The sequence below is a fragment of the Chryseobacterium oryctis genome (assembly GCF_025971925.1).
In the GTDB taxonomy this organism is placed as follows: domain Bacteria; phylum Bacteroidota; class Bacteroidia; order Flavobacteriales; family Weeksellaceae; genus Chryseobacterium; species Chryseobacterium oryctis.
Genome location: NZ_JAPDHV010000001.1, coordinates 493,589 through 509,283, shown reverse-complemented (window position 1 = coordinate 509,283; position 15,695 = coordinate 493,589). Strand labels below are relative to the sequence as shown.

At 32.2% G+C, this 15,695-nt stretch carries 14 protein-coding genes and 1 tRNA gene; 8 read left to right on the top strand and 7 right to left on the bottom strand.

Features of this window, described 5'->3' with window-relative positions; translation table 11 throughout:
- Window position 1: 1 nt before the first annotated feature.
- Window positions 2-1,426, top strand: coding sequence for an amino acid permease (locus tag OH806_RS02465; RefSeq protein ID WP_264742091.1), 1,425 nt, complete (start codon window positions 2-4; stop codon window positions 1,424-1,426).
- Between the two features lie 130 nt (window positions 1,427-1,556).
- On the opposite strand, the gene OH806_RS02460 is transcribed toward OH806_RS02465, so the two are convergent.
- Window positions 1,557-3,014, bottom strand: coding sequence for a S41 family peptidase (locus tag OH806_RS02460; protein WP_264742090.1), 1,458 nt, complete (start codon window positions 3,012-3,014; stop codon window positions 1,557-1,559).
- A gap of 372 nt (window positions 3,015-3,386) precedes the next feature.
- A tRNA-Gln gene (locus tag OH806_RS02455) sits at window positions 3,387-3,457 on the bottom strand.
- Window positions 3,458-3,558: 101 nt separating this feature from the next.
- On the opposite strand from OH806_RS02455, the gene OH806_RS02450 reads away from it, so the two are divergent.
- The 5 genes from OH806_RS02450 to OH806_RS02430 all read left to right on the top strand — a co-directional run bounded on the left by OH806_RS02450 (window position 3,559) and on the right by OH806_RS02430 (window position 7,188).
- Window positions 3,559-4,575: an AMP-binding protein gene (locus tag OH806_RS02450; protein WP_264742326.1), complete on the top strand. Its 1,017-nt coding sequence runs from the start codon at window positions 3,559-3,561 to the stop codon at window positions 4,573-4,575.
- 40 nt (window positions 4,576-4,615) lie between these two features.
- Complete coding sequence (gene arfB / locus OH806_RS02445; protein ID WP_264742089.1) at window positions 4,616-5,008, top strand: alternative ribosome rescue aminoacyl-tRNA hydrolase ArfB; 393 nt, start codon at window positions 4,616-4,618, stop codon at window positions 5,006-5,008.
- Between the two features lie 116 nt (window positions 5,009-5,124).
- Window positions 5,125-5,772 (top strand): porin family protein, encoded by a 648-nt coding sequence (locus OH806_RS02440; RefSeq protein ID WP_264742088.1) that lies wholly within the window; start codon window positions 5,125-5,127, stop codon window positions 5,770-5,772.
- 26 nt (window positions 5,773-5,798) lie between these two features.
- Window positions 5,799-6,773, top strand: a complete 975-nt coding sequence (locus OH806_RS02435; protein WP_264742087.1) for a deoxyhypusine synthase family protein — start codon at window positions 5,799-5,801, stop codon at window positions 6,771-6,773.
- Between the two features lie 118 nt (window positions 6,774-6,891).
- Window positions 6,892-7,188, top strand: coding sequence for an MGMT family protein (locus OH806_RS02430; RefSeq protein WP_264742086.1), 297 nt, complete (start codon window positions 6,892-6,894; stop codon window positions 7,186-7,188).
- Window positions 7,189-7,276: 88 nt separating this feature from the next.
- Here OH806_RS02430 and htpG read toward each other — a convergent pair whose 3' ends face one another.
- The 4 genes from htpG to OH806_RS02410 form a co-directional block, all read right to left on the bottom strand.
- Entirely contained in the window at window positions 7,277-9,169 is a 1,893-nt protein-coding gene (htpG, locus tag OH806_RS02425; protein WP_264742085.1) for a molecular chaperone HtpG, read from the bottom strand.
- Between the two features lie 157 nt (window positions 9,170-9,326).
- Window positions 9,327-10,328, bottom strand: coding sequence for a recombinase RecA (recA, locus tag OH806_RS02420; RefSeq protein WP_264742084.1), 1,002 nt, complete (start codon window positions 10,326-10,328; stop codon window positions 9,327-9,329).
- Window positions 10,329-10,477: 149 nt separating this feature from the next.
- Window positions 10,478-11,674 (bottom strand): oxygenase MpaB family protein, encoded by a 1,197-nt coding sequence (locus OH806_RS02415; RefSeq protein WP_264742083.1) that lies wholly within the window; start codon window positions 11,672-11,674, stop codon window positions 10,478-10,480.
- A gap of 86 nt (window positions 11,675-11,760) precedes the next feature.
- Window positions 11,761-12,525: a LuxR C-terminal-related transcriptional regulator gene (locus tag OH806_RS02410; protein ID WP_264742082.1), complete on the bottom strand. Its 765-nt coding sequence runs from the start codon at window positions 12,523-12,525 to the stop codon at window positions 11,761-11,763.
- 111 nt (window positions 12,526-12,636) lie between these two features.
- Between OH806_RS02410 and OH806_RS02405 the strand changes: the two genes are divergently transcribed.
- Window positions 12,637-13,134: a hypothetical protein gene (locus tag OH806_RS02405; RefSeq protein ID WP_264742081.1), complete on the top strand. Its 498-nt coding sequence runs from the start codon at window positions 12,637-12,639 to the stop codon at window positions 13,132-13,134.
- A gap of 115 nt (window positions 13,135-13,249) precedes the next feature.
- A complete protein-coding gene (locus tag OH806_RS02400) occupies window positions 13,250-14,260 on the top strand; it encodes an FISUMP domain-containing protein (RefSeq protein WP_264742080.1) in 1,011 nt (336 codons plus the stop codon).
- A gap of 404 nt (window positions 14,261-14,664) precedes the next feature.
- On the opposite strand, the gene gap is transcribed toward OH806_RS02400, so the two are convergent.
- Window positions 14,665-15,675, bottom strand: a complete 1,011-nt coding sequence (gene gap / locus OH806_RS02395; protein WP_264742079.1) for a type I glyceraldehyde-3-phosphate dehydrogenase — start codon at window positions 15,673-15,675, stop codon at window positions 14,665-14,667.
- Between the last annotated feature and the right edge of the window lie 20 nt (window positions 15,676-15,695).

Here is a 15,695-nt window from a genome sequence, read left to right as displayed (position 1 = left end):
TATGAGCGGCGAAAACAAAGAGGAGCAAAACGGTTCTCTGGTTAGAGGTTTAACAAATCGACATATTCAATTAATTGCTCTTGGAGGAGCTATCGGAACAGGATTGTTTTTAGGGATTGGTCCTGCAGCAGTTTTGGCTGGTCCGTCAGTTATTTTAGGCTATGCCTTGGCTGGGATTATCGCTTTTTTTATTATGCGCCAACTTGGTGAAATGGTAGTTCAGGAACCTGTTTCAGGGAGTTTTAGTTATTTTGCATATAAATATTGGGGAAATTTCCCTGGTTTTGCATCAGGCTGGAATTATTGGATTCTCTATATTCTCGTGAGTATGGCAGAACTTACTGCCATAGGTCATTATATTCATTTTTGGTGGCCAGAAATTCCACTTTGGGTTTCGAGTTTGTTCTTTTTTATCGTCATTAATGCTCTTAATCTTGCTTCAGTGAAGGTATACGGAGAAACCGAATTTTGGTTTTCCATTATAAAAGTTGTGGCAATTATTGCTATGATTGTTTTTGGGATTTATTTATTAATAAGTGGAACGGGGGGAGAGACGGCAAGTGTTGCTAACTTGTGGAATGATGGAGGTTTCTTTCCGAAAGGCTTTTTTAATAAAGATGCAAACGGTTTTTCAGGGCTTTTTGCTGCAATGGCAATGATTATGTTCTCTTTTGGAGGTTTAGAACTTATCGGAATTACCGCTGCAGAAGCTAAAAACCCCGAGAAGACGATTCCTAAAGCTACCAATCAGGTTATTTATAGGATTTTGATTTTCTATGTTGGGGCTTTGGTTATTTTATTTTCATTGAGCCCTTGGAGAGAAATTACAGAAGGTACAAGTCCGTTTGTGATGGTTTTTCAAAATCTGAACGGATTTGAGTTTACTATTTTCGGAAAGACGATTCAGTTTAATGTATTGATAGCAAATGTTCTTAATTTAATTGTATTAACGGCTGCTTTGTCTGTTTATAATAGTAGTGTTTATAGTAATAGCCGAATGCTTTTTGGGTTGGCTCAGCAAGGTAATGCACCGAAGTTTTTGACGAAACTGAATAAAAGTAGTGTTCCTACTAATGCTATTATTGTTTCTTCATGTTTTGCGGGAATTTGTATCGTTATTAACAAATTGGTGCCCGAAAAAGCTTTTGAATATCTTATGGCTTTGGTGGTTTCTACTTTGATTATTAATTGGCTGATGATTTGTTACACGCACTTGAAATTTAAGAAAAGTAATATCGAATCGGGAGTTGAGTTGAAATTTCCATCTATATTCTATCCTATTTCAAACTATATTTGTATTGCATTTTTATTAATGATTTTAGTATTGATGAGTATTACGGGAATGGAGATTCAGGTGATTTTAATTCCAGTTTGGTTATTATTTTTGTTTTTAATGTACAAGTGGTATAAGCCTAATTCAAACTAATTATATTTCCTTTGGAAAGATATTTGAATAAAAGATTTTGGAAATAAAAATAAGACAAACCTAAAAAAGGTTTGTCTTATTATAAAGATTTACACAGAATGTAATCTTATGCTTATTTACTAAATATTACTTATTTAAATAAAGATAATGCATATTCTACTTCAGGGTCTTTTTGAGCTTTTAATGCTTTGAGGAAATAATTTGTATCAATTGTGTAATCAGGAATTACGCCTGTGCAATTAGTGATGTTTTCTTTAGTGTTTTCATTGAAAAAAACTTCAGACCTTGGTATAGAAATCACACTTTTGGTATTAGGCAATCTGTAATAGATAAACCAAGCTGCTGTTGTAAAATTACTACAAGAACCTGTCTCTTTTCCAAGAATGAAACCTCTTTTCTCTTTTTTGAACAGTGATGCAAAGTAAGTTGCGGCAGAAAATGTTTTGTTATTAATAATAAGTGCTACATTACCATCGAAAAATAAACCATCTCTAGGATAATTTTTAATATAGGTATCATCTAATCTATTGTTGCCAGAGTAATAATCTCCCTCTGTATCTTTATCAAACCGCTGTCTCATGAAATTATTTTCGTCAATAATATCTTGGTCAGAGTAAAATCTATTTGTTTGTGCTTCTATCAGATAGTCTTTATAATTAATATTAATAACTTTAGTAGCATATCTGTAAGAATTAGTAAATTGTTTCTCTTTTGAAATGAAAGAGTATAATAATGGAATATTATTTATAATACCTCCACTGTTATCACGTATATCTAAGATGAGATTTTTAAGTTTTAGATCTTTTATTATTTGGAAGTTTTTTTTAAGAGTCTCATAAAAGACGCTTTCATCATACCCAAAAGATTTTATCGATAGATAATAGGTGTTTTCGTTTATTTTGTATCCGTAAATACCCTGAGATTGAGTAATAAGATCTATTGGTAATACAGCGTGCTCATTTTCATAATAAAACTGACTGTAATTGATACCATCGGTTGTGATGGTTTTTTCTTCTCCGTTTAAGTTTTTGTATTTGATGGTGTAGGTGTTTGAATTATTCTTACAAATGAACGATATGTATAAGGATAAATCAATATTTTCTACTTTTATATTTCCATCTGATGATAACGGGGCTTTTTTGATGATATCATTAATATTTAGATTGTTTATCTCAAGAATTTGACTTCCGATTTCAATATTATACCTATTATTTCCGTTAACAAACGCATGTCCATTATGAATATATGTTGCTATTGGAAAGAACAATATAGATTGTAAAAAGTCTCCATAATAGTTAGAATCTGTCGTTATGGAAAGATGACCGTCACCCAGTATTTTTGCCGGAGTATTTAAATGAAAGTTGATGTAAGTCGGGTTTTTCTCTATTACTTTTCTTAGAGAATCAACTTTTTTAGTAAATTCTTCTTTACTATGGAATCGGTAAGGATTAGGGTGTTGTTTCTGGATTATTTCCACGAAAATATCAAAATCTTTTAAATAGCCATCTTTAGGGATTTCAGATAGAGAGTATTGTGCAAATCCTAAAATAGAATAGCATACTAAAGCAGTCATAAGTATTCTTTTCATTTTTTTAATATTTTGTAATTATCTAGTTAAGGTTGTTTTTGTGAACTATATTGAAATTTTGTTTATATATAATTGGTTTTTAGGTAAGAGTGTTATTCGTTTAGAATTTTTTATTGTATAGCTTTACTGAAGGTAATATATGAAGTTGAAATAGTAAGCTTTTGTATTTAAATCAATATTTTGACAGCCAAAAATGTACCACAAATAGGGCTATTGCGTACCTGTATATAGTTTGTAGTCACTAATAGTGAAATTTTCTGTTTTTTCTGAAGTTTTTTGTATAGTACAATTATTTTTACCTCTACCTCTTCTATTTTTTAAGGTATTAGATTCATGGGAAACAAAAAACCATCCTGTTGAGGATGGTTTTTGTAGACTCACAGGGATTCGAACCCCAGATGACTGAACCAAAATCAGTAGTGTTACCGCTACACCATGAGTCTGTCTTTGTTTTTAGTGGTGCAAATTTACAGCTTTTTTCTTTAAGTGCAAGAACTTTTTAAACTTTTTTTTAAATTTACTTCGGATTTAATTCATGGAAATTATGCTGATAGACTTCAATAATCTCAATATTAATAATTTATCTTCAAAAACAGAGTTTGAACTTAAAATTAAAAACTTTTTGGAAGATTGGTTTTCAGATTCTGAAACGGTAAAAGTTCAGACTTCAGGTTCTACAGGTACACCAAAAGTTTTTGATATTGAGAAAAAGAAAATGTTGAATTCAGCAATCATGACGTGCAATTTTTTAAGATTAAAAGAAGGTAACACAGCATTGATATGTCTTCCCATTGAATATATTTCGGGAAAAATGATGGTTGTACGTTCTATTGAGAGAAAACTGAAATTGATAGTTGTAGAACCGTCATTAAAACCTCTTGAACATATTGAACAAGAAATTGATTTTTGTGCAATGACTCCGCTTCAGGTAGAAAATTCTTTGGATAAACTACACCTTATTAAAAATTTGATTATTGGAGGAGCTGCCGTTTCAGAATCTTTGAAAAAACTTTTAACTAAAAATCGAAACTTAAAAATCAATTATATTTTCGAAACATACGGAATGTCTGAAACGCTTTCCCATATTGCTTTAAAGCAGGTTTCCCCTGAGCCTGAAGAGTATTTTACAGCCTTTGAAAATGTAGAAATATCAAAAGATGAAAGAGGATGTTTGAAGATTTTTGCACCTAATGTAAATTCTGAAACTTTACAAACTAATGATTTAGTTGAAATTAAAAGTGAAAATCAATTTAAATTTTTAGGAAGAATTGATAATGTGATTAATTCTGGAGGAGCTAAAATTTTTCCTGAACAATTGGAAGCTCTGATAAAAAAAGAAATCTCAAATGAGGTTGTTTTTTTAGGTTTGGAAGATGAAAGTTTGGGGCAAAAGCTTGTTATGATAATTGAAGGTGAGAAATCGAAAGATTTAGTTGAAAAAATTTCGACATTCTCTTTTGATAAAAGTTTTCATAAGCCAAAAGAAATTATTTTTATTCAAAAAATTCCCAGAACTCCGAACGGGAAAATTAATCGACTTGAATTGAAAAATTTATTGTAAAGTCTGTTATCTTTACCATTATAAAAAACACTTTTCTCAGATGAAAGATTTTTCTAAAGAACTTAGTTTTAAAACTTCCCGAAGCAGTGGAGCGGGAGGACAAAATGTAAATAAAGTTGAAACCGCAGTCACTGTACTTTGGAAAGTTGAAGAATCTGTATTTTTTAATGAAGATGAAAAGTTTTTAATTCAAAATAAATTACAAAATAGGATTAATGCTGATGGTTTTCTGTTTTTAACTGTTTCTGAAAGCAGAACGCAATTGATGAATAAAAACAAAGCAATTGAAAAAATTCTTGAAATAGTTGATAAAGCTTTATTTATTCCTAAAAAGAGACAAGCAACAAAGCCTTCTAAAGCTCAGAAACAAAAAAGACTTGACACGAAAAAGAAATTGTCTGAGAAAAAAGAAAACCGAAAGTTCAAGTATTAAAATTCAGTATATTTCTTTACTTTATACATTTGAATTTATAAAATCATATTCTAAACCCTAACTGAAACTCCCTTAACATTGAATAAAAATACTATTTTTGGGGAAAATTTATAAAAATGATTAAAAAACTTGTAACGATAGGATTGTTTTCAATTTCTATTTTGTCATTTGCTCAACAAAAATTTTCTATTATTCCGTCTGTAGGGTATGCCTGGAGAACTGCTAAAACACCTTCCGGACTTTCCCCAGATACAAAAGAATATATTAAGGGATTAAAAAGCGGAGTTAATTTTGACATTTCAGCATACTATACTTTTAACAAAAATATGGGTGTGGGATTGAAGTTTTCAAACTACAGTGCATCAAGTAACGGAAGGTTTTCTTTACAAGATATTAACGGGCAAGTAATTTCTTCGTATGTAACGACAAAAGATAATATTAGCTTTTTTGGTCCGGCTTTCATGATTTCAAATTTTAATGAAGCTACAAAGCATAAGTTATATGCAGACGTAAGTTTAGGAGTTATTACCTATACAACTAAAACTGGAAGTGTAAAAGGAACAGGTTCTAATTTGGGTGCGGATCTTAACTTAGCTTATCAATATGCGGTTACTAAAAATATATATGTAGGTCCAAAATTAGGATTAACAGGAGGAACATTGAGTAAAATGAAATACAACGGAACAACTGTAAACTTTGGAGAGGATGAAAAAGAAGGTTTAGGAAGAGTTTCTTTAAGTGCAGCCGCTACATTCCGTTTTTAAGTTTTATCTTTGCAAAAATTAAAAAAATGAGCAAACCGATTTCAGAATTTATAGAAAAGTATTATCTGCACTTCAATGCAGCTGCATTGGTAGACGCTTCTAAAGGATATGTTGCACACCTTAAAGATGGTGGAAAAATGATGATTACTTTGGCGGGAGCAATGTCTACTGCTGAATTGGGGAAAATTCTTGCAGAAATGATTCGTCAGGATAAAGTAGATTTTATTTCTTGTACCGGAGCGAATCTTGAAGAGGATTTAATGAATCTTGTTGCACATTCTCATTACGAAAGAGTACCTCATTACAGAGATCTTACACCTCAGGAAGAGTGGGCTTTATTAGAAAGAGGTCTGAATAGAGTTACAGATACTTGTATTCCTGAAGAAGAGGCTTTCAGAAGATTGCAAAAGCATATTTACGAAATTTGGAAAGATGCTGATAATAAAGGTGAAAGATACTTCCCGCATGAATATATGTACAAAATGATTCTTTCAGGTGTTCTTGAGCAATATTATGAAATTCCTAGAGAAAATTCTTGGATGATTGCAGCCGCTGAAAAGAATTTACCAATCGTTGTTCCAGGATGGGAAGATTCTACGATGGGTAATATTTTTGCATCTTACTGTATCAAAGGAGATTTGAAATTCTCAACAATGAAATCAGGAATTGAATATATGGCATATTTAGCTGATTGGTACACTAAAAACTCAGGTGGAAAAGGAGTAGGATTCTTCCAGATTGGTGGAGGTATTGCCGGAGATTTTCCAATTTGCGTTGTACCGATGTTGTATCAGGATATGGAAATGCATGATATTCCTTTCTGGTCTTATTTCTGTCAGATTTCAGATTCTACAACGTCTTATGGATCGTATTCAGGAGCAGTTCCTAACGAAAAAATTACTTGGGGTAAATTAGATATTACAACACCGAAATTTATCGTTGAAAGTGATGCTACTATTTGTGCTCCTTTGATGTTCTCTTATATTTTGGAGAATTCTTAATTTGTCTTTAGACTAAAAAATATTTAAATATTAAACGCTTCATTTTTTTGAAGCGTTTTTTTTATACAGAAAGTGCTTTTTCATATCTTTATAAAAGTTCTTATTCAATCAATAAAATATGAATGAAGCATTTAAACAACAGGTTTGGGAAGTTACAAAGCTTGTTCCGAAAGGAAGAGTGACAAGTTACGGTGCAATTGCGAAGGCAGTTGGTTATCCTAATCATTCCCGACATGTAGGAAAAGCAATGGGAGGTTGTCCAAAAGATGTTCCTGCTCATCGTGTGATTTCCAGCTCAGGAACTTTGTCTGTGCCGGAGTTTCAGCCTAGATTGGAGGCTGAAGGAATTGTGGTGGAAAATTTCAGAATTAAAAACTTCAAAAAGTTATTTTGGGATCCTATTAAAGAATTGTAAATGATATTTTTTAGAATAATAAATTTCTAGTGAAATAAAAATTTCGGGGCGACAAAGTCGCCCCGAAACTCAATATAAAATAGTTAAATTATTTATTTAAGTTTTGATAACTTCTTTGGATAAAGTCAGTCAAATCTTTTCCTTTTAATAAATTTTGAGAAAGTTTAGCTAAGTCTAGAGCGTATTTTATCAACCCTTCTTTCTCTTCTTTATTCTCAGTTTTCAAAATCTGACTGGCAAATTCACTATTGGAATTCACAACAAGATTATACATTTCAGGGAAACCTCCCATTGCGAACATTCCGCCACCTCCTGTAGCCTGCATATCTTTCATTCTTCTCATAAATTCAGGCTGAGTAATGGTAAATGGAGCATCATTACTGTCTAAATCTTCAAGCTGAACAGTGAATTTTGTATCGTTAATAGTTTCTTCAACGTTTTTCTTCAAAGATTCTTTTTCTGTTTCATTCAATTTAGAAATGATAGGCTCGTCTTTTTTAATCAAATTATTGATGTGGTCGGCATCAACTCTTGCAAACGAGATTTTATCTTTTGAAGTTTCCAATTTTTGGATAACGTGAGGAATAATTGGTGAATCTAAAAGAAGAACTTCATATCCTTTGTCTTTAGCTGCCTGAATATAGCTGTGCTGCTCATCTGCATTTGAAGCATAAAGAATAACTAATTTACCATCTTTATCGGTTTGATTAGGCTTGATTTTCTCTTCTAATTCATTCCATAAGTAGTATTTTTCGTCAGTTGTCGGATATAATGTGAATTTATCTGCTTTTTCGGCGAATTTTTCCTCTGTTACAATACCGTACTCGATAACCACTTTAATGTCATTCCATTTCTTTTCATAATCTTCACGATTTTCATTGATTAGAGAAGACATTTTGTCGGCAACTTTTTTGGTGATGTAAGAAGAAATTTTCTTCACAGCTCCGTCTGCCTGTAAATATGAACGTGAAACATTCAACGGAATATCCGGAGAATCAATAACACCACGAAGTAACATCAAGAAATCCGGAACGATTCCTTTCACTTCATCTGTTACGAATACCTGATTTTGATATAATTGAATTTTGTCTTTTTCAATATTAAGATTATTGTTCAGTTTCGGGAAGAATAAAATTCCTGTCAGGTTAAACGGATAATCAACGTTCAGATGAATATTAAATAAAGGCTCCTCAAACTGCATTGGATACAATTCGTGGTAGAATTTCATATAATCTTCATTCGATAGTTCACTCGGAGCAATTGTCCAAGCCGGAGTAGGGTTGTTGATGATATTATCAACTTCTTCTGTTTCTGCAACAGCATCTTCAGGAGCATCTTCAGGTAAAGGTTTTGTCTGAGTTTTAGTTCCAAATTTAATTGGAATAGGCATGAATTTATTATACTTTAATAACAATTCACGGATTTTTCCTTCTTCTAAAAACTCTGTTGAATCTTCTGCAATATGTAGAATGATTTCTGTTCCTCTGTCTGTCTTATCAGTTGTTTCTTCTAATGTAAATTCAGGGCTTCCGTCGCAAATCCAACGAACTGCCGGTTCATCTTTGTAAGATTTTGTTAGAATTTCAACTTTTTCAGCCACCATGAAAGCAGAATAGAAACCAAGTCCGAAATGACCGATGATTCCTGAATCTTTGGCTGTGTCTTTATATTTCTCTAAAAACTCTTCAGCACCCGAAAAAGCAACCTGATTGATATATTTTTCAACTTCCTCACCTGTCATCCCGATTCCTTGGTCGATGATATGAAGGGTTTTATTTTCTTTATTGATTTTTACTTCAAGTTTTGGATTTCCATATTCAACTTTGGCTTCACCAATACTTGTTAAATGTTTTAATTTTAAAGTGGCATCAGTTGCATTTGAGATTAATTCTCTCAAGAATATTTCGTGGTCACTGTAAAGAAATTTTTTGATAAGCGGGAAAATATTTTCCACAGATACATTAATATTTCCTTTAGTCATAATAATTTTTGTTTTTTAAATTTGGTTTATTATTCTCAAAAAAAATACCGTTTGAAGTAAAGTGACAATTTGACATTTTTTGAAAATAATTATGTGAAAATTTAAACAAAAAAGACAGCCTAAAAAAGCTGTCTTTAAATATTGTTAACTGAAAAAACTATTTGTTTTTCAATTCTTCTTTTATTTTGTTTTCCAGTTCTTCAGAAAGTTCAGGATTGTCTTTTAGAACTTCTTTTACGGCATCTCTACCTTGTCCTAATTTGGTGTCTTCATAGCTGAACCAAGAACCGCTTTTCTTTACAATTCCTTGTTCTACCGCCTGATCCAAAATTTCTCCAGTTTTAGAAACTCCTTCACCGTACATGATGTCAAATTCTGCTTGTTTAAATGGTGGAGCAACTTTGTTTTTCACAATTTTCACTTTTACACGACTTCCTATTGCTTCATCTCCTTGTTTAATAGGAGCACTTGCTTTTCTGATATCTACTCTTACAGAAGCATAGAATTTTAATGCATTACCACCTGTTGTTGTTTCAGGGTTTCCGAACATTACTCCGATTTTTTCTCTTAACTGGTTGATGAAAATTACGGTGCATTTTGTTCTTGAAATAGTTGCAGTCAATTTTCTCAAAGCCTGAGACATCAATCTTGCATGAAGTCCCATTTTAGAATCTCCCATTTCTCCTTCAATTTCCGCTTTTGGAGTAAGAGCAGCAACAGAGTCAATGACAACGATATCAATCGCACCTGAACGAATAAGATTGTCAGCAATTTCCAAAGCTTGTTCTCCGTTGTCCGGTTGAGAAATAATTAGGTTTTCTAGGTCGATTCCTAACTTTGCAGCATATGTTCTGTCGAAAGCATGTTCGGCATCAATAAAAGCCGCAATACCTCCTGCTTTTTGAGCTTCTGCAATCGCATGAAGTGTTAAAGTTGTTTTACCCGAAGATTCAGGACCATAAATTTCAATAATTCTTCCTCTAGGATATCCTCCAACTCCTAATGCAATGTCTAATCCTAAAGAACCAGAAGGAATAACTTCAATTGTATTGTCAACAGAGCTGTCTCCCAAAGTCATTACAGTTCCCTTTCCGTATGTTTTATCTAGTTTGTCAAGCACTAGCGCAAGTGCTTTTTTCTTATCATCAATATTACTCATGTCTATTAAAATAATTTCTCAAAAATACACAATTTAAATGTCAAAAACTAATATTATTTGTTTCTGAAAATTGTTTTTATAGTAAAAAAAACATAAAAATTTAATATCTAATCTATTTAAAAACAAATGGTTGTTGTCTTTTTTTAGATTTAATGAAAATTTGAATTTTTTGTTATATTCAAATAATCTTCCAATACTTTCATTTGGTCTTTATTTCCTTTTTCTATTCTTGTTTTTCTGCTTACAATTGTATCGTAAATTTTATTAATCAATATTTTTGAATAAGGAAATACGTTTTTTCCTGATACTTCAGGAATTTGCAATCTCTTGCAAACTTCATCATCTAGCAAAAACCATGTACAGCAAATGTGTAAATAACGCAAATTTCTTCTTTGAAATTGATATTTTAAAATCGGATTTTCCAGAGATTCATTTAATAAAGAATGAGCGAGAAGAACAGAGTCTTTATCAGATGGAGGCTGTATGGAAGTCCATAAGTAGAAATATTCTGTAGCTTGTTTTTTGTCGTTGGGTAAAAGTTCTTCCGGTATTCCTAATAAATATCCAACGTATTTCCAAAGGTGAAAAAGTCCTTTTTCTTCCTCAGTTGAAAATGTGTTTCCCAATTTTTTTAAACTATGAAGAAAAACCAGGCTAAATCCTATATATGTTGCCATCATATCCCATGAATTGATAGGTTCGCCCCAGTTTTCGGTGTCCCAGTTTTTGTAATGTTTTTTGATGGAAAGTCTGGCGTAGGAATGAATTAATCTAGTTTTGATGGCAAATTCGTAACCTTTTTTATGAATTTCTAAAGCATCATATCTTGTTACGTTTACCCAAAAATCCAATGTTTCTGAAAGACGTTTTACAGCACCTTTTTTTAAGGCTTCTGTTGCAATCAGAGGTTTGCTGAGGTAAGCATAATCATAACCACCAATTAAACAATAATCTCTCAGTGAAATTAAAGAGTCAATATTTCCTCTCATACACAGTTCAGCACCTTTTTTCAATAAATTATAATCAAGCCAATTTGGGATTTTCTGAGTTTTAAGAAATAGCTTTTTTACACTTTCATGAACGTGATCATCTTCAGAAACTCCGTTTCTTATATAATGCTCGATTTGGCGGGTTGCTTCATTGAATTTTTTTGTGAAATAAACATCTTTCACAACTTCGTCTCCCAATTGATCTCCTTCAAAATAAAATGGAGAAAATTTATCAAAGTTATCGAAGCAAACTTTTGCTCCAGAAAAGTCGATAAGTTGTTTTCCATTACCTTTTATCCAGAAATTTTTGAAATGTTCGGAATCTTTAAAGCGAGGCTGTAAAATTGTTGTTTTCATTATGAATAAAAATACAAGTTTTACACCGAAATTATTTCTGACTTCCGTCAGTTTGAAAAAATAAAAAAGTATAAATATTTAGAATGCTAAATAAGCCCCCACTCAAAGGCCTTTCTTACAAGTTCTTTGCTGTTTCGGGAATTGGTTTTCGCTAGAATATTTTTACGATGAGTACGAATGGTATGTTCTGATAAAATGAGACTTTTTGCAATTTCAGCCCCCGAATATCCTTTGCCTATCAATGAAAGGATTTCTTTTTCTCTTTTGGTGAGATTGGGAAGAGCTATTATATCATTTGGTCTCACGAGTATTTGGTGATAGTCATCTCTTGTTCCAATTCCTGAAACAACTACAACAAAATTGTTTTGTTGTGTTAAATGATGGATATTTGTGTGAATATTAATCGCCTGCAATAATTTTCCGTTTTCGTCTTTTAAACTGTGAATCGCCTGGTGATGAAATAGTTGGTAACTCCCATCTCCAACTTTCATACGAAAACAATAGCTTGTTTTTAAATTTAACTGATGTTCAAACCCTATTTCTTTCATTTTATCTAGAGTAAGGCGCTCTGCTTCCAATACAAAAGGAATGTCATCAGGATGAATAAGGTCGATAATCTGCTGAAGAGAGTTTGGGTATTCTTTCAATCCGTGTATTGAGAGAACTGTTTCATTGAAATTAGATACAGAACCGTCTGCAACATTAATAATGTAATAATAAAAATTTCCGACAGAAAACATTTCTGCAATAATTTTCTGTATAGCCGGAGCTGCAGTAACTACAAAATTATTACTGAGAGCGTCAGGAAATTCATTCCATACAGCGGTAAGTTGATGTTGTTTTGACTTCATAAAACAGTCTTTGCAGAGATTGTTAAAAATACTTAAAATTTCTTTAAAATACCACAAAAGGGTTATTTTTTTGTAATCATAAAATTCTAAATTTTACAAAAACTCTATATTATGAAAACAGAAATTTCAAAGCTGTTTATTTTTTCCTTTCTGTTTTTTTGTTTTTTTAGTTTCGCACAAGAAAAAGGTATTGTAAAACTGCTTAATAATGCAATAAGCAGAGACTTGAAGATAGAGGTTGATAATAATTATTTTGAAGATAAATTGAGGGTTGTAACAGCTTATAAGATTGATAATGATGTTCTTTCGGTAGAATTTGAAGTCAAGAAGAGTGTAGGTTCTTATGTGGAGAAAAGAGAAGTTTCTATTTCTGATATATTATTTATCGGGAAAGATATTAACGTAATTTTTGGAACAAAAGAAAATGCGGTAAAAGTTACAAGAACTAGAATAGAAGATGGAGGGTATAAGCAAAAGGAAGAAAGTTCAAGTGATTTATTTTTTACAGGAATTCGAAACATGAAAAATAATGAAACTCTAGGAGAATCTTTGAAAAAGGTCTTTAAGAAAGCGGGATATGCCGTTGAGCTTAAGTATTGGTATGATTGAATTGATATATGCTTATAATAAATAATACAATTACTAAAAAAATACTTTTTATTGACTTGTTAGACCTTCAGAAAATAGATTATAACACTAAGAAATTAATTGAAAAAAAACTAATATGAAACCGACAATGATGTTCTTGTTGCTTATGGGAGCAACGATATACGTAAATGGGCAAGCTAAAAAAAGCGTGAAGAAACCGGCAACCAAAACAGTTAGTTCAAAATTTGGAGCATTGGCTATTGATAGAAGCAATGGTTTTTACTACGGATTTTCTTATGATTATGCCAATCGTGCAGAGGCAGAAACCAAAGCTAAAGAAGAATGTGCTAAAAAAGGTGGAAACTGCTCTGTTGTACTCACTTTTTCCGGAACAGGGTGTGCTGCATATCGAACAATAGATGGGAAAGCAGGGACGGCCTATGGGTGGGGAATAGCAGGAACTAAGGAAGAAGCCGATGCAATAGCCTTAGCTGAAGCCCAAAAAAGAAGTAATGGAGTTAATCCTTCTAATTTTGTTTGGAGTTGTAACTCCGTCAATACAGGAACGCTTAAAGAAATTTATAATGCTAAAGACGAAATCATTCCAACGATAAAAATTGGTAATCAGGAATGGGCAGCAAACGATTTGGATGTTACAAAATTTAAAAATGGCGACAAAATTCCTTATGCAGCCACATATGAAGAATGGAGAGCTGCCGCAGATGCCAAAAAACCTGCTTACTCTATCGTAAATTCAAGAAAAGTATATAATGGTTATGCTTTGCACGATAAAAGAGGTCTTGCTCCGAAAGGGTTTCATATTCCGACGGATGAAGAGTTTATGAAATTGATGAACCATTTAGGTGGAATAGAAGTTGCTGGAGGAAAAATGAAAAGTGTGCAAGGTTGGAATAGTCCCAATGATGCGTCGAACTCAAGTAAATTTACAGGTTTACCCGGAGGAGGAAGAGGAACTGTAAACGATAAACATGAAAAATTTATTACTCATGAAGGAGGATGGTGGTCTTCTACTTTTGCTCCGAATGGAAATACATATGTTTATATTATACATCATTCTAGGGGAAGTGTATTTAGAACCGCCCATGGGTACCCTTGGGGATATAATATACGATTAATTAAGGACTAGATAATTAATATATTTTAATTGAAGATGGGTATGTTGATTTTTAGCTTTTTTATAAAAATTAAAAAATACCTCAAAAGGGGTATTGCTTAGTGCTTATTATATTTTAAAATTTGTGTGACTAATAATCATGAGAACTTTTCTGAATTTTTATTTAGAATTTGAACTCTAGATTTTTTAGGTTACCTATTATGACTAATAACCTTATATATAAGTGAAATCTTAGGTAAGAACAAAATGAAAAAAAAGAATTAAAACGTGTTTAGGCTTTTCTTTATTAGTTGTTTGAAAAGAATAAACTAAAATAGCCTCTCAAGTTTTGAGAGGTTTTTATTTTTTTAACATGATTATAAATAGAAAAAACCTTCCAATTTGGAAGGTTTTATATTTAATGAGCTAAATATCTATTAGTTAGATAAAGAAGCTGAATGTACAAGCATATCTACTAACTTATTAGAATAACCCATTTCGTTGTCATACCAAGAAACAAGTTTTACGAAGTTAGGAGAAAGCATAATACCAGCATCTTTGTCGAAGATTGAAGTTCTCTTATCTCCTACGAAATCTTGAGAAACAACAGCATCTTCAGTGTATCCTAAAATACCTTTTAGTTCACCTTCAGAAGCAGCTTTGATTACTGAACAGATTTCTTCATAAGAAGCAGCTTTTTCAATTCTCACTGTTAAATCTACTACAGAAACGTCAACAGTTGGTACTCTGAAAGACATACCTGTCAATTTTCCGTTTAATGAAGGGATTACTTTTCCTACCGCTTTTGCAGCACCTGTAGATGAAGGGATGATGTTATTTAATGCTGCTCTACCACCTCTCCAGTCTTTCATTGAAGGACCATCAACAGTTTTTTGTGTTGCAGTTGTAGCATGTACAGTTGTCATTAATCCTTCTACGATTCCAAAGTTATCGTGGATTACTTTAGCTAAAGGAGCTAGACAGTTTGTAGTACAAGATGCATTTGATAAAATTTTGATATCGTCTGTAAGTTCAGTGTGGTTTACACCCATTACAAACATTGGAGTATCATCTTTTGAAGGAGCAGAAAGGATTACTTTCTTAGCACCAGCATTGATGTGAGCCTGAGCAGTATCTTTAGATAAGAAAAGACCTGTAGATTCTACGATATATTCAGCACCTACTTCATTCCATTTTAGGTTGTTAGGATCTCTTTCTGCAGTTACTCTGATTCTGTTTCCGTTTACGACAAGGTCATTACCTTCTACAGAAACTTCACCTGGGAAAATTCCGTGTACAGAATCATATTTTAACATGTAAGCCATGTATGTAGCATCAATAAGGTCATTGATTCCTACTACTTCGATATTATCTCTTTCTGTCATTGCTCTGAAAACAAGACGTCCGATTCTACCAAATCCGTTGATACCTACTTTAATTTTTGACATAGTATTTTACTTTTTAATTA